At 68.7% G+C, this 20,317-nt stretch carries 20 protein-coding genes; 11 read left to right on the plus strand and 9 right to left on the minus strand.

Translation table 11 applies throughout. The features are described from left to right. The first annotated feature begins 22 nt into the window (after nt 1-22). The 7 genes from AWB94_RS15530 to AWB94_RS15560 all read left to right on the plus strand — a co-directional run bounded on the left by AWB94_RS15530 (nt 23) and on the right by AWB94_RS15560 (nt 7,200). Nucleotides 23-670: a sensor domain-containing protein gene (locus tag AWB94_RS15530; protein ID WP_062660253.1), complete on the plus strand. Its 648-nt coding sequence runs from the start codon at nt 23-25 to the stop codon at nt 668-670. Nucleotides 671-779: 109 nt separating this feature from the next. Further along, complete coding sequence (gene egtA / locus AWB94_RS15535; RefSeq protein WP_084395553.1) at nt 780-2,033, plus strand: ergothioneine biosynthesis glutamate--cysteine ligase EgtA; 1,254 nt, start codon at nt 780-782, stop codon at nt 2,031-2,033. Beyond that, the gene (gene egtB / locus AWB94_RS15540) at nt 2,030-3,331 is read left to right on the plus strand and encodes an ergothioneine biosynthesis protein EgtB (protein WP_062660193.1); all 1,302 of its coding nucleotides are present in this window, start codon (nt 2,030-2,032) and stop codon (nt 3,329-3,331) included. The genes egtA and egtB overlap by 4 nt, the downstream gene beginning before the upstream one ends. Beyond that, nucleotides 3,324-4,016, plus strand: a complete 693-nt coding sequence (gene egtC, locus AWB94_RS15545) for an ergothioneine biosynthesis protein EgtC (protein WP_062660194.1) — start codon at nt 3,324-3,326, stop codon at nt 4,014-4,016. Before egtB ends, egtC begins: the two co-directional genes overlap by 8 nt. Next, nucleotides 4,013-4,963, plus strand: coding sequence for an L-histidine N(alpha)-methyltransferase (egtD, locus tag AWB94_RS15550; RefSeq protein WP_062660195.1), 951 nt, complete (start codon nt 4,013-4,015; stop codon nt 4,961-4,963). Before egtC ends, egtD begins: the two co-directional genes overlap by 4 nt. Next, a complete protein-coding gene (gene egtE, locus AWB94_RS15555; protein ID WP_062660196.1) occupies nt 4,960-6,039 on the plus strand; it encodes an ergothioneine biosynthesis PLP-dependent enzyme EgtE in 1,080 nt (359 codons plus the stop codon). The genes egtD and egtE overlap by 4 nt, the downstream gene beginning before the upstream one ends. Nucleotides 6,040-6,048: 9 nt before the next feature. Continuing rightward, entirely contained in the window at nt 6,049-7,200 is a 1,152-nt protein-coding gene (locus AWB94_RS15560; protein ID WP_062660197.1) for an acyl-CoA dehydrogenase family protein, read from the plus strand. Between the two features lie 3 nt (nt 7,201-7,203). Here AWB94_RS15560 and AWB94_RS15565 read toward each other — a convergent pair whose 3' ends face one another. The 7 genes from AWB94_RS15565 to AWB94_RS15595 form a co-directional block, all read right to left on the minus strand. Next, nucleotides 7,204-7,875: a class I SAM-dependent methyltransferase gene (locus AWB94_RS15565; protein ID WP_062660254.1), complete on the minus strand. Its 672-nt coding sequence runs from the start codon at nt 7,873-7,875 to the stop codon at nt 7,204-7,206. A 20-nt stretch (nt 7,876-7,895) separates the two neighbouring features. Next, a complete protein-coding gene (locus AWB94_RS15570) occupies nt 7,896-9,389 on the minus strand; it encodes a glutamate-cysteine ligase family protein (protein WP_062660198.1) in 1,494 nt (497 codons plus the stop codon). A gap of 9 nt (nt 9,390-9,398) precedes the next feature. Next, entirely contained in the window at nt 9,399-10,142 is a 744-nt protein-coding gene (locus tag AWB94_RS15575; RefSeq protein WP_234811749.1) for a class I SAM-dependent methyltransferase, read from the minus strand. A 5-nt stretch (nt 10,143-10,147) separates the two neighbouring features. After that, nucleotides 10,148-10,825 (minus strand): hypothetical protein, encoded by a 678-nt coding sequence (locus AWB94_RS15580; protein ID WP_062660199.1) that lies wholly within the window; start codon nt 10,823-10,825, stop codon nt 10,148-10,150. 151 nt (nt 10,826-10,976) lie between these two features. After that, nucleotides 10,977-11,684: a PadR family transcriptional regulator gene (locus AWB94_RS15585; RefSeq protein WP_062660200.1), complete on the minus strand. Its 708-nt coding sequence runs from the start codon at nt 11,682-11,684 to the stop codon at nt 10,977-10,979. 86 nt (nt 11,685-11,770) lie between these two features. Beyond that, a complete protein-coding gene (locus AWB94_RS15590; protein WP_064961429.1) occupies nt 11,771-12,580 on the minus strand; it encodes an MBL fold metallo-hydrolase in 810 nt (269 codons plus the stop codon). Between the two features lie 29 nt (nt 12,581-12,609). Then, on the minus strand, nt 12,610-13,137 hold the full coding sequence (locus tag AWB94_RS15595; protein ID WP_062660201.1) for a PadR family transcriptional regulator: 528 nt from the start codon (nt 13,135-13,137) through the stop codon (nt 12,610-12,612). Between the two features lie 58 nt (nt 13,138-13,195). Here AWB94_RS15595 and AWB94_RS15600 point away from each other — a divergent pair, with 58 nt between their 5' ends. From AWB94_RS15600 to AWB94_RS15615, 4 genes are all read left to right on the plus strand, one after another. Next, on the plus strand, nt 13,196-14,524 hold the full coding sequence (locus tag AWB94_RS15600) for a carotenoid oxygenase family protein (RefSeq protein WP_062660202.1): 1,329 nt from the start codon (nt 13,196-13,198) through the stop codon (nt 14,522-14,524). Nucleotides 14,525-14,566: 42 nt separating this feature from the next. Then, nucleotides 14,567-14,944 (plus strand): hypothetical protein, encoded by a 378-nt coding sequence (locus AWB94_RS15605; RefSeq protein WP_062660203.1) that lies wholly within the window; start codon nt 14,567-14,569, stop codon nt 14,942-14,944. A gap of 12 nt (nt 14,945-14,956) precedes the next feature. Then, nucleotides 14,957-16,111: a cation:proton antiporter gene (locus AWB94_RS15610; protein WP_062660204.1), complete on the plus strand. Its 1,155-nt coding sequence runs from the start codon at nt 14,957-14,959 to the stop codon at nt 16,109-16,111. A 473-nt stretch (nt 16,112-16,584) separates the two neighbouring features. Further along, entirely contained in the window at nt 16,585-18,078 is a 1,494-nt protein-coding gene (locus AWB94_RS15615; protein ID WP_131805458.1) for a hypothetical protein, read from the plus strand. A gap of 76 nt (nt 18,079-18,154) precedes the next feature. Here the strand turns inward: AWB94_RS15615 and lfrA are convergent, their stop codons facing one another. Then, the gene (lfrA, locus tag AWB94_RS15620; RefSeq protein ID WP_062660206.1) at nt 18,155-19,678 is read right to left on the minus strand and encodes an efflux MFS transporter LfrA; all 1,524 of its coding nucleotides are present in this window, start codon (nt 19,676-19,678) and stop codon (nt 18,155-18,157) included. A gap of 9 nt (nt 19,679-19,687) precedes the next feature. After that, on the minus strand, nt 19,688-20,275 hold the full coding sequence (locus AWB94_RS15625; protein ID WP_084395548.1) for a TetR/AcrR family transcriptional regulator: 588 nt from the start codon (nt 20,273-20,275) through the stop codon (nt 19,688-19,690). Between the last annotated feature and the right edge of the window lie 42 nt (nt 20,276-20,317).

Below are 20,317 nucleotides of genomic sequence, written 5' to 3' on the forward strand. Positions count from 1 at the left end.
CGACCCTGGCATGATCGACGCCATGCGCCTGACAGCAGCCGCGGCCGGTCTCGCCCTGGCAGTCCTGCCGGCCGTCCCGGCCGGTCCCGCATCGGCCAAGCCGTCGGATCCCGGCGTGGTCAACTACGCGGTGCTGCCCAAGGGGTCGGTGGCCAATATCGTGGGCGCGCCGTTGGGGTGGGGCGCCGAATTCACCGACCCGATCCAGGCGTTCTCCGTCGACAACCCGGTGTGCAACAACTGGGCCGATATCGGCCTGCCCGAGGTGTACGACGACCCCGACATCGCCTCGTTCAACAGCGCGCTGGCGCAGACGTCGGCCACCGACACCACTCATCTGATCAAGCAGGCCGTCGGGGTGTTCGCCACCGACGACGCGGCCACCCGGGCCTTCCACCGGATCACCGACCGCACCACCGGATGCTCCGGTCAGACCACCGCGATGCACCTGAACGACTTCGGCACCGAGGTGTGGACCTTCACCGGAGGACCGGCCGGGCCGGCCGACGCGGTCTGGTTCAAGCAGGAGGCGGGTACCGACCGACGCTGCTTCGTGCAAACCCGGCTGCGCGAAAATGTTTTGCTGCAAGCCAAGGTGTGTCAGCCGGGAAACGGCGGACCCGCGGTCAATGTCCTTGCCGGCGCCATGCAGAACTCACTGGGTCAGTAGCTGCGGGATTCGAGCCGTGGGAATATGTCGGACCCGTCTGCAAGATTGTTAGGTAGATCGAGAAAACGGTCCCGTTAAGCGTCCCGCCCACCGGGGAGGAATGGCACGCATGACCACCGCCGCGTGGGATGTCGACTGCGCTTCCGGAGTCATGGCTGCGCGCATCGCCGCCGACTGCCTGCACGACGGTCCGATCGGAGCCGTCGGCCTGGAATTGGAAGCCCACTGCTACGACGTCGAGGACCCGGCGCGCAGGCCGGGCTGGGATGAGCTGGCCGAGGCGATCGCCGCGGTCCCGTCCCTGCCCGGCGGCAGCGCCATCACCGTCGAGCCGGGAGGCGCGGTCGAACTGTCCGGCCCACCGGCGGACGGGGTGTCCGCCGCGATCACGGCCCTCACCGCCGACCATGAGGTGCTGCGCACCGCCTTGGCCCGCCGTGGGCTGGGGCTGGTGCTGCTGGGCACCGATCCGATGCGTCCCGCCCAGCGCATCCATCCCGGCCCCCGGTACCGGGCGATGGAGCAGTTCTTCGCGCGGTCGGGCGCCGCGGGTGCGGCGATGATGACCTCGACGGCGTCGGTTCAGGTGAACATCGAGGCGGGCCCGCGCGAGGGCTGGGCGGACCGGGTGCGGCTGGCACATGCGTTGGGCCCGGTGATGATCGCGGTGGCGGCCAACTCGCCGCTGCTGGGTGGCCAGTTCACCGGTTGGCGCAGCACCCGGCAGCGGGTCTGGGGGCAGATCGACGCCGCCCGCTGCGGCCCGGTGCTCGGCCGTGACGGCGACGATCCCGGCGCGGACTGGGCGCGTTACGCGTTGCGGGCCCCGGTGATGTTGGTGCGCGGCACCGACCCCGATACCCAGGCCGAGGCGGCGACGGACTGGGTCACCTTCGCCGACTGGGCCGACGGCCGGGCGGCCCTCGGCGGCCGGCTGCCCACCGCCGATGATCTCGATTACCACCTGACCACGCTCTTCCCGCCCGTGCGGCCGCGGCGCTGGCTGGAGATCCGGTATCTGGACAGTGTGCCCGACGACGTGTGGCCCGCGGTGGTGTTCACCCTGGTCACCCTGATGGACAACCCGGTGGCCGCGGCGACCGCCGTGGAAGCCACGGCACCGGTGGCCACCGAATGGGACCTGGCGGCTCGGGTGGGGTTGGCCGACCCGCGGCTGAAAGCGGCGGCAGAGCGCTGCGTGGCCGCCGCCGCCGAGCATGCCCCCGACCAACTGGCCGAGCCGATGGAGCGGCTGCTGCGCAACGTGTCGGCGGGCCGCTGCCCGGCCGACGATTTCTCCGCTTCTGTGCTCGCGGACGGGATCCCGTCGACGCTCCGTCGTCTCGCGAAAGGTGAGTCGTGACATCACCGGAGGTACTGGCCGCCGAACTCACCCAGGCCAGGCAGCGCACCCTGGCCCTGGTCGATTTCGACGATGCCGAATTGCACCGTCAGTACGACCCGCTGATGAGCCCGCTGGTGTGGGATCTCGCCCACATCGGCCAGCAGGAGGAACTGTGGCTGCTGCGGGACGGGAACGCGGACAGGCCCGGCATGCTGGCGCCCGAGGTCGAGCAGCTCTACGACGCGTTTGTGCATTCCCGTGCCAGCCGGGTCCAACTGCCGCTGCTGCCGCCGACCGATGCGCGCATCTACTGCCGCACGGTGCGTGACCGGGCTCTCGATGCGCTGGCCGCGGCGCGCGCAGGCGATGACCTGTTCCGGTTCGGCCTGGTCATCTCCCACGAGAATCAGCACGACGAGACGATGTTGCAGGCGTTGAACCTGCGCGCCGGCCCGCCCATCCTGGGTACCGGTGCGCCGCTGCCCGCGGGGCGCCCCGGCGTGGCCGGCACCTCGGTGCCGGTGCCGGCCGGAGCTTTCACCTTGGGTGTCAACGCATCCGACGAACCCCATGCGCTGGACAACGAGCGGCCCGCACACACCGTGGATGTCGAGGCGTTCCGGATCGGGCGGGTACCGGTGACCAACGCCGAATGGCGCGCCTTCATCGACGACGGCGGTTACCGGCAGCCGCGCTGGTGGTCGGCACGGGGCTGGGAGCACCGCGAGCAGGCCGGCCTGGTGGCACCGCAGTTCTGGAACGACCTCTCCCGGGACGGGGTCGGCACCCGGACCCGGTTCGGGCATGTCGAGGAGATCCCGCCCGACGAGCCCGTCCAGCACGTGACGTTCTTCGAGGCCGAGGCGTACGCGGCGTGGGCCGGGGCGCGGCTACCCACCGAGGTCGAGTGGGAGAAGGCCTGCGCGTGGGATCCGGGTACCGGTACGCGACGCCGTTACCCTTGGGGCGCAGCCCAACCCACCGCTGACCTGGTGAACCTGGGTGGGGATGCGATGCGGCCGGCGCCGGTGGGCGCCTATCCGGGCGGCGCCTCGGCCTACGGGGCCGAACAGATGCTGGGCGATGTGTGGGAATGGACCACCTCGGCCCTGCGGCCGTGGCCGGGATTCACGCCCATGATCTACGACCGGTACAGCGAACCGTTCTTCGAGGGCTCCGGGTCCGGCGACTATCGCGTGTTACGCGGTGGTTCGTGGGCCGTGGCGGCCGGCATCCTGCGGCCCAGTTTCCGCAACTGGGACCACCCGATCCGGCGGCAGATCTTCGCCGGCGTGCGGTTGGCCTGGGATGTGTAGGCATCTCGGCTGGCTGGGTGCGCCGGTGTCGGTGTCCTCACTGGTGCTGGACCCACCGGAAAGCCTTCTGGTGCAGTCCTATTCGCCACGGCGGCAGAAGCACGGCCTGCTCAATGCCGACGGTTGGGGTGTCGGCTTCACCTCCCCGTCCGGCGTGCACCGCTGGCGCAGCGACAAGCCGCTGTGGGGCGATGCCTCCTTCGCCTCGGTCGCCCCGGTGTTGCACAGTGGCTGCGTGGTGGCCGCCGTCCGGTCGGCCACCATCGGCATGCCTATCGAACCGTCGGCGTCGGCACCGTTCAGCGACGGCACCTGGTTGCTGTCACACAACGGGGTGGTCGACCGTGCGGTGCTGCCGGCGGCCCGTGACGCCGAATCCACCGTCGACAGCGCCGTGCTGGCCGCGCATATCTTCCGGCGCGGGTTGGACGCGCTCGGCGACACCGTCGCCGAGGTCGGTGCCGCCGATCCCGATGCCCGGCTGAACATCCTGGCCGCCGACGGCACCCGACTGCTGGCCACCACCTGGGGCGACACCCTGTCCGTCCTGGTGCGGCCCGACGGCGTGGTGCTGGCCAGCGAACCCTACGACGATGACCCGGCCTGGCGCGACATCCCGGACCGGCACCTGGTCACGGTGCTGGGCGGCGAACTGGCCCTCACCCCTCTGGAAGGATCCGCATGACCACCGGCTTGAGCGCCGACCTGGCCAACACCCTGCGTAGCGATGTCGCCGCCGGTCTCCGTCAGACCCCGAAAACCTTGCCGCCCAAGTGGTTCTATGACAGCGTCGGCAGCGAGCTGTTCGACCGGATCACCCGGCTGCCGGAGTACTACCCGACCCGCACCGAGGCGTCGATCCTGCGTGAGCACGCCGCCGAGATCGCCGCCGCGTCGGGAGCGGACACCCTGGTGGAGCTCGGCAGTGGCACCTCGGAGAAAACCCGGCTGCTGCTCTCGGCCTGGCGCGCCCGCGGCCTGCTGCGCCGGTTCATCCCCTTCGATGTGGACCCCGGCGTGCTGCAGGACGCGGCCGGCGCACTGCGCGCCGAATACCCCGGCATCGAGATCGACACCGTGTGCGGCGACTTCGAGCGGGATCTCGGCACCATCCCCCAGGTGGGCCGGCGACTGGTGATCTTCCTGGGGTCCACCATCGGCAACTTCACCTCCGAGCCGCGGGCGAAGTTCCTTACCTCGCTCGCCAATTCGTTACGCCCCGGCGATGCGTTGCTGCTCGGCACCGATCTGGTGAAGGACACCGACCGGCTGGTGCGCGCCTACGACGACAGCGCCGGGGTGACCGCGGCGTTCAACCGCAATGTGCTGGCCGTGGTGAACCGGGAGCTGGATGCCGACTTCGACCTGGATGCCTTCACCCATGTCGCCACGTGGAACCAGGAGTACGAGCGGATCGAGATGTGGCTGAGGTCCGTTCGCGCGCAACGCGTCAACGTGCGCGCCCTGGGCCTGACCGTGGATTTCGCCGACGGCGAGGAAATGCTGACCGAAGTGTCCTGCAAGTTCCGGCCCGACGGGGTGGCCGCCGAACTCGAGGCGGCCGGCCTGCGCCGCACGCACTGGTGGACCGACCCGGCCGGTGACTTCGGGCTGGCCCTCGCGGTCAGATGACCCTCGCCGACCAATGGCGCGCCGCCCGGCCCGCCGCCGCGGGAATGCACTTCGACAGCGCCGCCTGCTCCCGGCAGAGCCACGCCGTCATCGAGGCCACCGCCGCCCACGCCCGCCACGAAGCCGAGGTCGGCGGTTACGTCGCCGCCGAGGCCGCGACGCCCGCCCTGGACGCCGGCCGAGAGGCGGTGCGGGCGCTGTCCGGTATCGCCGGCGCGGAGGTGGTCTACACCACCGGTTCCAGCCACGCCCTGGATCTGCTGCTCAGCAGCTGGGCCGGGCCCCGGACGCTGGCCTGCCCGCCGGGGGAGTACGGACCCAGCCTGGCCATCATGGCGGCCAACGACTTTCAGGTGCGCCCCTTGCCGGTCGATGCGCTGGGGCGGCTGCTGGTCGACGAAGCGAAAACCGTCCTGGCCGCGGACCGGCCCGCGCTGGTGCACCTGACAGCACTCGCCAGCCACCGCGGTGTCGCCCAACCGCTGGCGGATGTCGCCACGGTGTGCCGAGAGATCGGTGTACCGCTGGTCGTCGACGCCGCCCAGGCGCTCGGCCACCTGGACTGCGCGGTGGGGCCCGACGCGCTGTACTCGTCATCACGTAAGTGGCTGGCCGGCCCCCGCGGTGTCGGCGTGCTGGCACTGCGGCCGGAGCTTGCCGGCGGCCTCACACCGCGGCTGGGACCGTTGGAAAACGGTGAGGCCAATATCGGGTCCCGGGTCGGTTTCGCGCTCGCGGTCGGGGAGCATCTGGCAGCCGGTCCGGCAGCGGTGCGGGCCCGGCTGGCCGAGGTGGGGCGCTGTACCCGTACCGCGCTGGCCGGCGTTGCGGGCTGGCGCGTCGTGGAACCCGCCGACGAGCCCACCGCGCTGACCACCTTGGAACCCGCCGACGGCGCCGATCCGGCCCGGGTCCGGGCCCGGCTGATCGACGAGCACCGCATCGTCACCACCGCGTGCGAACTGGTCCGCGCACCATACGAACTGACGCGCCCGGTGCTGCGGGTGTCCCCGCACGTCGACGTCACCGAGTCCGAGCTGGAACGGTTCGGCGAAGCCCTGGTGGCCTGTAGTTAGTGTGGGCGGGTGACCGCGCTGACCGAAGAAGAGGCCTTTCTGGTTCAGACCGTGCGGGCCTTCGTCGACCGTGATGTGAAACCGACCGTGCGCGAGGTCGAACACGCCAACGAATATCCCGAGCGCTGGGTCGAGCAGATGAAGCAGATCGGGATCTACGGGCTGGCGGTCCCGGAGGCTTATGGCGGCAGTCCGGTGTCGATGCCGTGCTACGCGCAGGTCACCCAGGAACTGGCCCGCGGCTGGATGAGCCTGGCCGGGGCGATGGGCGGGCACACCGTGGTGGCCAAGCTGCTCACGCTGTTCGGCACCGAGGCGCAGAAGCGGCACTACCTGCCGGCGATGGCGACCGGCCAGCTCCGGGCCACCATGGCGCTCACCGAACCGGGCGGCGGCTCGGATCTGCAGGCCATGACCACCGTCGCCAAGACCGACGGTGAGGATTTGGTGATCACCGGGGCCAAGACCTGGATCTCGAATGCCCGCCGCTCGGATCTGATCGCGCTGCTGTGCAAGACCGACCCGAACGCGGTTCCCCCACACCGGGGTATCTCGATCGTGCTGGTGACTCACGGGCCGGGGCTGACGGTGTCGCGGGATCTGCCCAAGCTCGGCTACAAGGGGGTGGAGTCCTGCGAGCTGGCGTTCGACGACTACCGCATCCCGGCCGAGGCGATCCTGGGTGGCGCACCGGGTCACGGGTTCGCCCAGATGATGAAGGGCCTGGAGACCGGCCGTATCCAGGTCGCCGCCCGGGCGCTCGGGGTGGGCAGCGCCGCGTTGGAGGATGCGCTGGCCTACGCCCAGCAACGGGAGAGTTTCGGCAAGCCGATCTGGAAACACCAGTCGATCGGCAATTACCTGGCCGATATGGCCACCAAGCTGACCGCGGCGCGTCAGCTGACCTGGTATGCCGCCGAGCGCTACGACAGCGGCGAGCGTGCCGACATGGAGGCCGGGATGGCCAAACTGTTCGCCTCCGAGGTCGCCATGGAGATCGCGCTCAACGCCGTACGCATCCACGGCGGGTACGGCTACTCCACCGAGTACGACGTCGAGCGCTATTTCCGCGACGCGCCGCTGATGATCGTCGGTGAGGGCACCAATGAGATCCAGCGCAACGTGATCGCCGCCCAACTGGTCGCCCGCGGCGGCCTGTGACCGCTACTTGTGCGCGGTCAGCAGGAACGCCGGGAACTTGACCCGGCCCTTCTCGTCGAGCGGGTGCGGCGGCAGCTCGGCGGCCCCGTTCGGGATGGCGTTGGCGTTGGCATGGATGAACGCCGGGCGGATCTCGTCGACCGTCCAGTACTTCGCCACCGCGGCGCGCAGTTCGTCCTGCTCGACCTCGTGCGGTTTCTGCTCCACCTCGGCGGGAAAGGCGCCCTTGGCGAACACCAGCACGAAGTACGACGCGCCCGGCGCGGCCGCCCGGTGTACCGACTGCAGGTAGCCGTCCCGCGCCTCGACCGGGATCGAGTGGAACAGCGTCGAGTCGACGACGGTGTTGAACCGGCCGTCGTAGCCCGTGAACGACGTGATATCTGCCTGGGCGAAGGCTGCGGTGCTCAGATTGCGTTCCTGGGCAGCCCGATTCGCCGCGGCGATGGCGGTCGGCGAAATATCCAGCCCGACCACGGTGTAGCCCTGCGCCGCCAGCGCCAGCGACAACTCGGCGTGTCCACAGCCCGCGTCCAGCACGTCACTACGGATCTTTCCGGTGGGGAAAAGCGCCGCCAGCTCCGGCTGCGGCTCACCGATATTCCACGGCGGCGGACCCTCGAAGGTGCCGTCCTGCCGGTATGCCCCGTCCCAGTCCAAAACCTCGGATGTCATGACCTCCAACGTACGCCCGGTCAGGGCGCGGGTGTCTCCCACGTGTGCACCGGGGCGTTGCTGTGCATCGCCTCGCAGTACAGCCGCAACATCTCCGCCAGCGCCTGCGGGCGGGCCGCCCCGCGCTCCTGCAGGGCGTGCACGGTGGCCGTCTGCCAGGCCGCGCCGTTGCGCCCGGTTTTCGCCCGTCCCTCGATGACCCCCAGATAACGGTCCCGGACCTCGGCGGCGACGCTCCACCGCCGCAAACCTTCATCGGCCAGCGGGAGCAGTTTACGCAGTACCAGCTCGTCGGGGGTCACCTCGCCCAGGCCAGGCCAGTACAACGTGGCCTCCATCCCGTGTCGGGCCGCCGCGGTGAAGTTATGGTGCGCGGCAGCGAAACTCATCTTTGTCCAGACCGGGCGGTCCTCCTCCGACAGCGTGCGCAGCAGGCCGTAGTAGAAGGCGGAGTTGGCCAGCATGTCCACCACCGTCGGGCCCGCCGGCAGCACCCGGTTCTCCACGCGCAAATGAGGACGCCGCGCAGCACCTTCTCCGACGAGGTCGTAGACCGGACGGTTCCATCGGTAGATGGTGCCGTTGTGTAGCCGCAGTTCGGACAGCTGCGGGGAGCGGCCGGCCGCCAGCTCGGCGACCGGGTCCTCGTCGGACAGCTCGGGAAGCAGGGCGGGGAAGTACCGAACGTTCTCCTCGAAGAGATCGAAAATCGAAGTGATCCAACGTTCGCCGAACCATACCCGGGGCCGGACGCCTTGGGTCTTCAGCTCGTCGGAGCGGGTGTCGGTGGCCTGGGTGAACAGTTCTATCCGCGTCTCGGCCCACAGTTCGTGGCCGAAGAAATAGGGTGAGTTGGCGCCAAGGGCCAACTGCGGACCGGCCAGCACCTGCGCGGCGTTCCAGTTCCTGGCGAAGTCGGCGGGGGACACCTGTAGATGTAATTGCACACTGGTACAAGCGGATTCGGGCGCGATATCGGCCGACTGCACCGCCAGTCGTTCCGGCCCGGCGATATCGATGTCGATGTCCTCGCCGCGGGCGGTGAAGATCGAGTCGTTGAGGGCCTGGTACCGCGTGGACGGACTCATCCAGTCGGTATCGAGGTGTTCGGGCATCAGCGTCGGCAGGATGCCGATCATCACGATATGTGCGTCGTTCTGCGCGGCCCTGGCCTCGGCGGCGTTCAGGCTGGCGCGCACCTCACCCTCGAGATCCAACGCCGCCCGGCCAGGCAGCGGACGTGGCGGAACATTGAACTCGATGTTGTAGGCGCCCAATTCGGTTTGATAGGCCGGATCGGCGATGGATTCGAGTACCTCGGCATTGCGTAGCGCCGGCTGGTAGGCATGGTCGACCAGGTTGCACTCGATCTCCATGCCGGTCAGCGGCCGGTCGAACTCGAAACTGGACTGCGCCAGCATCGTTTCGAACACGTCCAGACACAACTGCACCTTGCGCCGGTACTCCCGGCGCTCGGCCCGGCTGAAGTCGGTCTGTGTGACGTCGTCACCCATGGCGTGAGCCTAGCGGCGGGTGGCCACCGTGACCTGCGGACTCGTCAGACCGGTGCGGACCTGCACGTCCACCCCGGCGTGCGCGGCCAGCGCCCGCATGGCCGACGGGCTGTAACAGCGCAGCGAGCTGATCACCCCGTCGTGCACGAACGGGACGAACGGTGCCAGTGGCAGCATCGTCGCCAACCGCAACAGATGCAGCGGCGATGGTGGCCGCGGCAGATCGATGATGACCAGTTTGTCGGCCACCCGGGTGCCCTCGGCGAGCACCTTCGACGCAAGCGCCGGCGGGAGGTGGTGGAACGACAACGCGAACACCGCAACGGCGAACTCGCCGTCGGCCGCGTCGATCGCGGTGGCGTCCACGGTGCGCACCTCGGCACGCGGGTGACGGCCGAGTGGACCGGTGGAGATGGCGGCCACGGATTCCGGGTCGATGTCACTGACGGTCACCCGTGCGGTGGGATGCCAGTCCAGCACGGTGGCCGAGAGCGTGCCATGACCGGCACCGAGCTCCAGGATCGACGGATCGGGCACGTCGGCGACCTCGTCGAGGACGGTGCGCGCGTGCTGGTCATGCTGGCCGAAAACCCTTCCGGTCCAATCCAGTGCGGAGATCACGCTGCGCTTGACGGCTGGGTCGACGTCCTGGCGATCGAGGTACTCCAGTCGGTCGGTCTGCAGCAGCCGGTCCACGCAGGACGCATCGGGACCGCCACGGGGCATGCGATCGATGGCGGTGGGGTCCGGCATGCGGATCAGACGTTCTGGCACTTGCGCAGCAGGTCGCGCAGCACGTCGTAGAAACGGGCGCCGAGCAGGGCATGCGTTCCGGTATCGCCGATCTGCACCGTCGCGGTGATCTGTTCGGCAAGGTCGGCCAGGTCCTTGGCGCGCGGGGCGACATCGCCCGCCGTCACCTGGTTGGCCTGGTCACGCAGGCCGCGGGACCACGTCTGGAAGTCCCCCGTGGTCGGGCCCTGGTTGGCGAACGACGGCAGCACGAACGCGGACTGAGCCATGCTGGTGGTGATCAGGTCCCGGGCCTGCCGGCAGCCCTTCCCCGAGATGTAGGTGTAGGTCACCGATGAGGCGATGACGACCACGGCCAGGGCGACGGCCGTCACCGCGATGTTGACGTTGCGTTGCGGCGCGTCGAAGACGACCCGCCGCCACAGCAGGTGGGTGCCGACGGCGACGGCCGAGGCCGCCAGTGCCATCAATGTGGCCGCCAGCGGACGGCCGAACCCGGAAGCCGAGTTGATCGCCGCGGACGTCGCGATGGCCGTCAGCAGCACCAGCATGTACAGCCACATACCCCGACGGCGTTCGGTGGCATCGGCGTCCCGGAAGCTCACCCCGAGGACACCGCCGAGGCCGGTGAGAATGGCGACGATCACCGGGATCGCGTAGCCGCTCAGTTCGTCGGTGGTCACCTGAGGACCGTCCTGTCACTTCGCTCGCGGGGGATCACCCAGCGATGCTATCGAGTCGGCCGATCACGAAGTGACGACGTGACCGGCCGCGGTGGGTCTGCACACCCCTCCAAAGCCATCTCCAAAGCCGTGCAGACCCACCCGGTCGGCGTCACTCCTCGCTGAGGATCTGGTAGACCTCGCGGCGGGCATTGTTGACGATGTCGAGAATGCGCTGCTGCTGCTCATCGCCGGCGGTGTGCACCGACTGGGCGACCGCGCCGAACAGCTGACCGAGTGCGGCGCGCAGGTTGACGGCGTTGGGATCGGCGTCTTCGGCAATGGTGTCCCACGGCGCGGTCTCGATTCTCTCCGCCGCGGCCCGACCCTCGTCGGTCAGCTCGAAAGTCTTCTTGCTGCCTTCGCTTTCGGTGGGAACGATGAGGCCCTCGTCGACGAGCAGCTGAAGGGTGGGGTAGACCGAGCCGGGGCTCGGCCGCCACAGATCGTTGCTGCGGGTGGCGATCTCCTGCGTCATCTCGTAGCCGTGCATGGGCCGTTCGGTGAGCAGTTTCAGGATCGCGGCACGCACGTCGCCGCGCCTGCCGCGACCGCCGCCGCGACCCCCGCGTCCGCGCGGCCCGCCGGGGCCGAAGCCCCCGCCGAAGCCCCGTCCGAAACCGGGCCCGAAGCCCGGACCGAAACCGGGGCCGAAGGGCCCCTGGCCGCCGGCGTGTTCGCGCAGGTGTTCGCGGAACTCGCGACGGGCGTGGCGGCGCCGTTCATGTAGGGCGCGCCGGTCGACGGGCCCGAAGCCGCCGGGGCCGAACGCCGGACCGAAACCGAAAGGTTGATGGGGTGAGGTGAAAGGGGTGTCCATGGTGATGTCCTTCTTGGCAAGGAGGCACCGGATGTGCCTCCGATACGTTGACGATATATCGGAAGCTATCGCGATGCAACACCCAATCAGACGGCGACGAAGCGGCGGGGCCCGCCCGTGGTGACGATGCGACCGAAGCGCATGTCCGGCAGGTGGGCCGCCACCACCAGGTCGGCGGTGTCGGCGATCTCGTCGGCGATGCGGTTACGCGCGGTCCGCGCGGCGGTGGGATCGGTATCCCAGATGACCTCCCAATCCCGCTCGGTGAACTGCACCACCGAGTGCACGACGTCGCCGAGCAGCAGCGCCCGCTCGCCGCGCGACGACACCACGAAGATGGTGGTACCCGGGGTGTGTCCCGGTGTGAACACGGCATCCACGCCCGGGGCGATCGGCACGTCACCGTGAAAAGGCGCCAGTTGCGGGGTGATCGGCGTGAGCGTGGCCAGGATGTGCTCGTCGCGCCCATGGGTGACGAAATGGTCCCAATCCGCTTGGTGCACGCGGTAGGTCGCGTTCGGGAACACGACCTCACCGCGGTGGCTGGCCCAACCGATGTGGTCGAAGTGCAGGTGGGTGAACACCACGTCGGTGACGTCTCCGGGCTCGACGCCGTGGCGGCGCAGCGCGGTCAGCAGGTCGCCCCCGCGGTACTTGCCGTCGTCGAAATCGCCGACGCCGGCGTCGATGAGTACGGTTTGCGTTCCGGTCCGGACGAGAAATCCGCCGAGCGGCAGGGTCAGCGCCCCCTCGGGGTCGAGGTGGTCGGCATAACACGCCCATCCGTCGGGTGCGCCCGGCCTGGACAGGATGTCGCGGGCGGTTTCCACGCCGTCCCCGTCGTGCAGCGCGATGATGGTCAGGTCGCCGATCGGTACGGCAGAAGGTGTGCACACGTGTAGCGACAACCCGCGGTGCGGTGCCGCTATTTCGTTGTGCGCAATGAGATTTCTGTGATCAACCACCGCGCCCACTCGGCCTGCATGGCGTGGTAGCGCAGCCCGTGCTCCAGTGCGGCCAGGCCGTAGAAGGATTCGTCGGAGTCGTCCCAGTGCACGCTGTCGCGCAACGCCTCCAAGCGGGTGATCTCGGCGCGGGAGTGATCGGCCAGCGCCTGCACGTGCCCGGCCGCGCCCTCGGTCGGCAGCTCGCCCAGCAGGAAGATGCGCAGTTGTTCGGGGCTGCGGTAGGGCGGGTCGTCCTGGGGATTGCCGAGCCAGCGCAGCAACTCGGCCCGTCCCGCATCGGTGGCGCGGTAGACCTTGCGCCCCCGCGGGCCGGTATCGGCCACCTCGATCAGGCCGGCCGCGGCGAGCTTGTTGAGCTCGCCGTAGAGCTGGCTCTGGGTGGCCGGCCACACGTTGGCCATGGATTTCTCGAATCGCTTGAGCAGGTCGTATCCACTGCCCGGGTGCTGGACGAGCAGACCAAGTGCGGCGATGCGCAGACTCATGGTGCCGATCCTACATTCCACTATTGACATGTCAGTAGTGGAATGTCATCGTGGCGGTATGACTGAGACCTCGGCCCTGCCGCTCGGGCAACCGGAGTTCTTCCGGATCGGCAACTACGCGCCCGTCGCCGACGAACTGACCGAATATGACCTGCCGGTCGAGGGGGTGATCCCGCCCGAACTCGACGGTTGGTACCTGCGCAACGGGCCCAACCCACGTCAGGCGACCGCGCACTGGTTCACCGGCGACGGCATGATCCACGGCGTCCGGATCGAAGGCGGACAGGCCAGGTGGTACCGCAACCGCTGGGTGCGCACCGACAGCTTCCGCCACGACTTCCCGCTCTACAACGCCGACGGCAGCCGCAACCTCCGCGCGGCGGTGTCCAACACCCACGTCGTCAACCATGCCGGAAAGACCCTGGCACTGGTGGAATCGTCGCTGCCCTACGAGGTCACCCAGGAGCTGGACACCGTCGGCGCCTACGATTTCGGCGGCAAGCTCACCGATTCGATGACGGCCCACCCCAAGATCTGTCCCACCACGGGCGAGTTGCACTTCTTCGGCTACGGCAGCATCTTCGAGCCCTACGTCACCTATCACCGGGCGGATGCCAACGGCGAGCTGACCGTCAACCGGCCGGTCGATGTCAAGGCGCACACCATGATGCACGACTTCGCGATGACCTCCGGCCACGTCGTGTTCATGGATCTACCCGTCGTCTTCGACCTCGACGTCGCGATGACGGGCCAAGGAGGCATGCCCTACCGCTGGAGCGACACCTACGGGGCACGGTTCGGGGTGCTGTCCCGGCAGGACCCGTACGGGGTCATTCGCTGGTTCGACGTCGACCCCTGCTACGTCTTCCACGTCGTCAACGCCTTCGAAACTAGCACCGTAACCGGGACGCGTATCGTCGTTCACGCGGTCCGGTATCCCGAGATGTGGCGCCACGACAGCGGATTCGACATCGACGGCGTGCTGTGGGAATGGCAGATCGACCTGGCCGCCGGAACCGTGTCCGAACGCCAACTCGACGACGCCGGCGTGGAATTCCCGCGCATCGACGACCGGCTGGCCGGACTGCAGGCCCGGTATTCGGTCGCGGTGGCCGGCAACAGCTGGCTGCGCTACGACTTGACGGCGGGAACCGCGGTCCGTCACGACCTGGGTACCGGCGGACCGGCGGAAGCGGTCTTCGTGCCCGGTCCCGGTGCGGCCGACGAGAACAACGGCTGGTACCTCGGTTATGTCTACGACCCGCGGCGCGACGGCAGCAACCTGGTGATCGTGGACGCCTCCGACTTCGGCGGCGAGCCGGTGGCCACCATCGGGCTGCCCCAGCGGGTTCCGTACGGGTTCCACGGCAACTGGATCGGCGTCTGATTTCCCAGCGGATTTCCAGCGCCGCCGGACTAGGGTGTCCGGATGGGTGTGAAGTGGCTGGACGAGCCCGAAGACCATGACTACGACGCGGCGGCCGACTATCTGAGCATGCTCGCCGAGCCGACCGTCGTGGCCGCCACCGTCGCGGCGCTCAAGGTGGCGAAACCCGTGCAGCACAAGGCCAAAGACATCCTGCGGGCGGCGCAGCTGGCATTGTTGCCGGCAAACAACGCCCACGTGCGCACCGACCTGGCCAAGATCGACGACGGCAAACGCTTTTCGCCGATCCTGCTGGTGCGCGGCCGGTATGACGGCAATGTGCCGATGCAGGTGGCCGACGGGTATCACCGGGTCTGCGCCAGCTACCTCACCGACGAGAACACGCCCATCCCGTGTCGTCTGGTGTCGTGGCAGGCGTAGTCAGGACTCCATTTGAACGACTTCGGGTTCGACACGCTCGCACTGCTGGCGGTCATCGGGCTGGCCGGCCCGGCGCTGGCCGCCATCCCCGGGCTGCGGGTACCGGTGGTCGTCGGCGAGCTGGCGGCCGGGATCATCGTCGGCCGAACCGGATTCGGGATCGTCGACGATACCGACCCGACCTTCCGGCTGCTGGCCAACATCGGCTTCGCGCTGGTGATGTTCGTCGTCGGCACCCATGTGCCGGTGCGCGACACCACGCTGCGCGGCGCACTCGGGGCGGCCGCGCTGCGCGCGGTGGTGGTCGGCGCGGTTGCCGCGGTGTTCGGGGTGGCGATCGCCTCCTTCTTCGGCACCGGGCACGCGCTGCTGTACGCGGTGCTGATGGCCTCGTCATCAGCGGCGTTGGCCCTGCCGGTGATCGACTCGCTCGGGTTGGCCGGGCCGCCGGTCCTGTCGGTGACGGCCCAGATCGCGATCGCCGACGCCGCCTCGATCGTGCTGCTGCCCTTGGTGATCGATCCGGCCCGGGCGCCCCGGGCAGCGATCGGGGCGCTGGCGATCGGGGCGGCAGCCATGGTGCTGTTCGTCGTGTTGCGGCATTTCGAGCGCACCGGTCGCCGCAAGCGTATCCACCACTACTCCGAAGACCATCGGTTGGCGTTGGAGTTACGGTTCAGCTTGATTCTGCTGTTCAGCCTTGCGGCGCTGGCGATCGCCACCCACATCTCCATCATGTTGGCGGGTTTCGCACTGGGACTGGTGATTTCGGCGATCGGTGAGCCGCGCCGACTGGCCCGCCAGCTGTTCGGGATCACCGAAGGGTTCTTCGCTCCGCTGTTCTTCGTCTGGCTCGGCGCCTCGTTACAGGTACGCGAGCTCGGCGACCATCCGCAATTCGTCGCGCTCGGGGTGGCATTGGGGCTGGGAGCCATAGCCGCGCACACGGTGGGCCGGCTGTTCGGCCAACCGCTGCCACTGGCCGTGCTGGCCGCCGCCCAGCTCGGCGTGCCGGTAGCGGCCGCCACGCTGGGTACCGAACAGCATCTGCTCGCGCCCGGCGAGCCGTCGGCTCTCATCCTGGGTGCGCTGATCGCGGTTGCGGCGACGTCGGCGGCGGGGGCGGTGGCCAAACGAGGTCAGGCCGGGGCGGCGCCGGCCACCTGACCGTCACGGTCCGGCCCTGCCGAAACGCCGATCATCTCACGATGTGGACTACTGGCAGGCGTAGCGCCAACAGTGTGACCGCCGGTCCGGCTATCGCGGCCGGCGGGCGACATTGTGTTGCTGATTGTCGACTCGGTGGACATCCGGCATCGCCCGTAGCAGTGTGCCATGAGTCGCACTCGCCGCCATTTGTGATCCGTATCACGCAGGTCACGAACCTGTCGCTCGATCGGCTGGAACGTTGCCGGCAAGCCCGTTGGGTGGCTAATGACTTTTCTGGCGGTGAGGTTAGCCAGCCTCATTGATATCGCAATGAACCAGCCTCACCAGCAAAGGTGGCAATCCGCAGCGTGTCAGAGAGCGAAATTTGTCAGCATCTGAAACTTTGCTCAAACCTATTGCGAAGAACTTACTGGCCAGTAGGTTCTGATCGCTGGGGGGACCAGAGATCGGATGAAGGGATGACACCAGGAATGTCAATGCAATCGGCCATGCGCCCATACGTCACCGCGGGCGTCGCGCTTGTCGGTGCCAGCGTCATCGCGGTCACACCGATCGCTGCGCACCCCAACCTGCCGCAGATGCACATGCCGCAGGTGCAGCTGACCGCATCGTCGTCCATCGACAACCCGATCGGCGTCTTCAAGCCGGTGGTCGACGACGCCGGGGCCTGGGTGAACGAAACGCTGCACACCGTGCTGGCGAACCCGCTGCCGATCCTGCGCCAGATCGTCGACAACCAGCTGTACACCGCGAGGCAGGTGCTCGACGCGGCGAAGGCGGCCGGTTCGGCGCTCGGCCAGCTCGGCGCGGGACTGCCGGCCACCTTGAAGGCGGTCGGAGCCAAGCTGTCCACCGGCGACGTGAACGGTGCCATCGATGCGCTCATCTCGGCGGGCCTGCAGCCGATCCTGAATCTGCTGAGCAATCCGTGGACTGCTCTTCAGCCGGCGCTGGAGCGGCCGTTCAAGGTGGCGCAAGCCTTGATTCCCGCTCTGTACGACTCCGGGCTGAGTCTGTTGGTCGGAGTGGTCGTCTCCACCGTGGGCATCGGGTTTGACACCGGTACAACGCCTTTCCTCAAGCAGATCGTCACCAGCACGCAGGCGGTGCTCGATTCGCTCAAGACCCTGAACCCGGTGAACGTCATCAACGCCGTCCAGCACGGCATCGCCGATGTGCTGCAGAACGCGGTGACCCAGGCCAAGGCGTTCACCGAGCAGACCTTCCCGTACATCGGTGCCCAGATCCTCAAGGCGCTGCAGGCCGGCCTGCCGACCACGACTCCGACCGCCACGGCGGCGGTGGCAGCCGCGGTGCCCACCGCCGCCGCCACGGTGACCCTGGCCGTGGACGCCACGGGTGCCGCACCGGCCGCGACGACCGCCAAGGACGCGACCGGCGCCAAGGATGCGACCGCCACCGGCGCCGAAACCCCGGCCCAGGAGGCCGGCGGCGCCGAGTCCCCGGCAACCCCCGCGACCCCGGACGCCGAGGTCAAGGGCACCACCGAAACCGGGACCACCACCAAGGAGGCGGAGTCGAGCACCGACACCAAGCCCGCCGATGGTGCCGCGTCGGCGACCAAGGAGGCCACCGGGACGGGCACCAAGGACGCGACCGGTACCAAAGATGCGACCGGCACCAAGGACGCCACCGGTACCAAGGACGCCACCGGTACCAAGGACGCGACGGGTAGCAAGGACTCGACCGACACCAAGGACTCGACCGGCACCAAGGGTGCCACGGGTACCAAGGGCACCCAGGGTTCCGGTGGGTCGGTGACTCGGGACAGTATCAAGGCCGAGCCGGGTTCGGGTGTGAAGTCCGGCGGAACCCATGCCTCGACCGGTGGATCGTCCACGAGCGCAGCCGATTCGGCAGCCGGCGCCAGCTCGGTCAAGGCCGGCGCCGCTTCGGGGTCCGCTGCAAAGGCCGGCGGCGACGCCGGCTCCGGTAGCGAGTAACACCCACCACGACAATGGCCTCCCCCTGGCACGGGGAGGCCATTGTCGCACCGTCACCGCGTGCTGGCTGCGGCGCTCATGGTGATCGGCGGAACAACACGCTGACGATGACGGCCGCGGTCAGCGTCAGCGCGATGGCGATCGCCGCGGTCGGCGCGACACCCGAATCGAATGCCGCGTGCGCCGACTCCAACAGGCGCTCCGCCACTGGCACCGGCAGATCGGCGGCCACCGACGTGGCGCCACCGATGCTCTCACCTGCCGCCCCCGCCTGTTCGGGTGTCAGCCCACGCGGTACCACCACGTTGGCGCGGTAGCAGGCGGTGAAGATGGTGCCCAGCGTCGCGGCGCCGACCACGGCGCCCAACTCGTAGGCCGTCTCCGAAACCGCCGATGCCGCACCGGCTTTCGCGGCGGGCACCGACGCCACGATGGTGTCGTTGGACACCGTCTGCGAAATTCCGACCCCGAATTCCAGCACCACGAAGGACGCGATCACCGCCGAGACGGTGAGATCGTGCCGGAACAGCAGGATCAACGTGAAGCCGAGCGCCACGAAGACCAGACCGACGATCATCAGCGTCTGAGGCGCGAATCGCTTGGCGGCCCGCACCACACCCATGCCCGCGATCATCGAGACGACCGCGCCGGGCAGGGTCACCAGGCCGGCCGCCAGCGGGCTCAGCCCCAGTACCAACTGCAGGTGCTGCGAGGTGAAGAACATGAACCCGATGAGCCCGACGATGGACAGGAAGTTCGCCAGCACCGACGAGGTGAACGGCCCGTACCGGAACAACTCCATGTCCAGCATCGGTGTGGCACTGCGGTTCTGCCGCCGCACGAACAGCACGCCGGCGGCGATACCGAGGGCGAACGCGCCGGCCACGGTGACCGACAGGCCGTCATGGGCGGCGGTCTTGATCGCCCAGACGAACGGCAGCATGGCGACGAACGACAGCGTGACGCTGACCAGATCCAGCGGGCCCGGATTCGGGTCCCGCGATTCGGGAACCAGCTTGGGCGCCAGCACCAGCAGCGGCGCCAGGATGGGCACCGCCACCAAAAATACTGCTCCCCAATGGAAATGCTGTAGCAGCGCACCGCCGACGATGGGGCCCAGCGTGGTTCCCGCGGTGAAACACGAGGCCCAGATGGCGATCGCCAGCCGGCGCGCCGAAGCCTCGGTGAAGATGTTGCGGATCAGCGACAACGTCGAGGGCATCAGCATGGCGCCGAACACGCCCAGCACCGCGCGGGCCAGCACCAGCAACTCGGCGCTGGGCGCGAAGGCGGCCGCCACCGAGACCACCGTGAAGCCGCTGGCACCGATCAGCAGCAGCCGACGCCGGCCCACCCGGTCGCCCAGGCTGCCCATCGCCACCAGGAGTGCGGCCAGCACAAGGGAATACACGTCGACGATCCACAGCTGAGTGGACGCCGCCGGACGGAAATCCTCGGCGATCATGGGCAGCGCGAACGCCAGCACGGTGTTGTCGATGGCGATCAGCAGGACGGGCAGGGCCAGCACCGCCAGGGCGATCCAGGCGCGCTTGGCAGTGGTGGGTGTCTTCGATGCCGTGGCATCGAGGCCGGTGGACATGGAACTTCCTTAACGAGAGGTGATGGTGCCTTTGGTGAGGCTGGACATGATGGCGTCGACGACCTGGTGCCGCGGGATGCCGTCCTGCCTGATGGCGTCATAGCCGGCCAGGAGCAGCGCCCAGAACACCCGCCGGGCCCAGCCGGGCGGATACACCGGACCATCGGCCGTCGCGCGGGCCAGTACCTCGGCAATGGCCTCGTCTCCGGTGTCCAGGTGAGCGGCCAATTCGGGATCGGCCAACAGGGTCGGGTCGGTGTAGATGTAGAGCACGATCGGGCCCAGGTCGAGCTGACTTTCCACGACGCGCCGCAAAGCCGCGTCGACGGGGCCGCAGGCGGGATCGGCGGCGGCGATCGCGGCGGTGCTGACCGCGTGGACGTGCAGGGCCACCGCACGCATCAGGTCATTGCGCTCGGAGAAGTACCGGTGCAAGGTGCTGCGCCCGACGCCCGCGGCGGCGGCGATATCGCCCATGGTCGCGGCCGGATTGCCCGCGATGACCGTTACCGCCGCGTCGATGATCGCGCGACGGGTCCGGCCGCGTGGACCGCTGGCAGGTCCGGCGCCGGCGTCGGCCCAGGCAGGCATACTCATGCGCCAAAATATACCAGAATTGGCCCAAAATGGGACATAAGT

The organism is Mycolicibacterium canariasense, from assembly GCF_002101555.1.
Taxonomy (GTDB): Bacteria; Actinomycetota; Actinomycetes; order Mycobacteriales; family Mycobacteriaceae; genus Mycobacterium; species Mycobacterium canariasense.

Coding starts and splice junctions, on each gene's coding strand:
- AWB94_RS15530 (WP_062660253.1), top strand. CDS start 23: ATGCGCCTGACAGCAGCCGCGGCCGGTCTCGCCCTGGCAGTCCTGCCG.
- egtA (WP_084395553.1), top strand. CDS start 780: ATGACCACCGCCGCGTGGGATGTCGACTGCGCTTCCGGAGTCATGGCT.
- egtC (WP_062660194.1), top strand. CDS start 3,324: ATGTGTAGGCATCTCGGCTGGCTGGGTGCGCCGGTGTCGGTGTCCTCA.
- egtD (WP_062660195.1), top strand. CDS start 4,013: ATGACCACCGGCTTGAGCGCCGACCTGGCCAACACCCTGCGTAGCGAT.
- egtE (WP_062660196.1), top strand. CDS start 4,960: ATGACCCTCGCCGACCAATGGCGCGCCGCCCGGCCCGCCGCCGCGGGA.
- AWB94_RS15565 (WP_062660254.1), bottom strand. CDS start 7,875: ATGACATCCGAGGTTTTGGACTGGGACGGGGCATACCGGCAGGACGGC.
- AWB94_RS15570 (WP_062660198.1), bottom strand. CDS start 9,389: ATGGGTGACGACGTCACACAGACCGACTTCAGCCGGGCCGAGCGCCGG.
- AWB94_RS15575 (WP_234811749.1), bottom strand. CDS start 10,142: ATGCCGGACCCCACCGCCATCGATCGCATGCCCCGTGGCGGTCCCGAT.
- AWB94_RS15585 (WP_062660200.1), bottom strand. CDS start 11,684: ATGGACACCCCTTTCACCTCACCCCATCAACCTTTCGGTTTCGGTCCG.
- AWB94_RS15595 (WP_062660201.1), bottom strand. CDS start 13,137: ATGAGTCTGCGCATCGCCGCACTTGGTCTGCTCGTCCAGCACCCGGGC.
- AWB94_RS15600 (WP_062660202.1), top strand. CDS start 13,196: ATGACTGAGACCTCGGCCCTGCCGCTCGGGCAACCGGAGTTCTTCCGG.
- AWB94_RS15605 (WP_062660203.1), top strand. CDS start 14,567: ATGGGTGTGAAGTGGCTGGACGAGCCCGAAGACCATGACTACGACGCG.
- AWB94_RS15615 (WP_131805458.1), top strand. CDS start 16,585: ATGTCAATGCAATCGGCCATGCGCCCATACGTCACCGCGGGCGTCGCG.
- lfrA (WP_062660206.1), bottom strand. CDS start 19,678: ATGTCCACCGGCCTCGATGCCACGGCATCGAAGACACCCACCACTGCC.
- AWB94_RS15625 (WP_084395548.1), bottom strand. CDS start 20,275: ATGAGTATGCCTGCCTGGGCCGACGCCGGCGCCGGACCTGCCAGCGGT.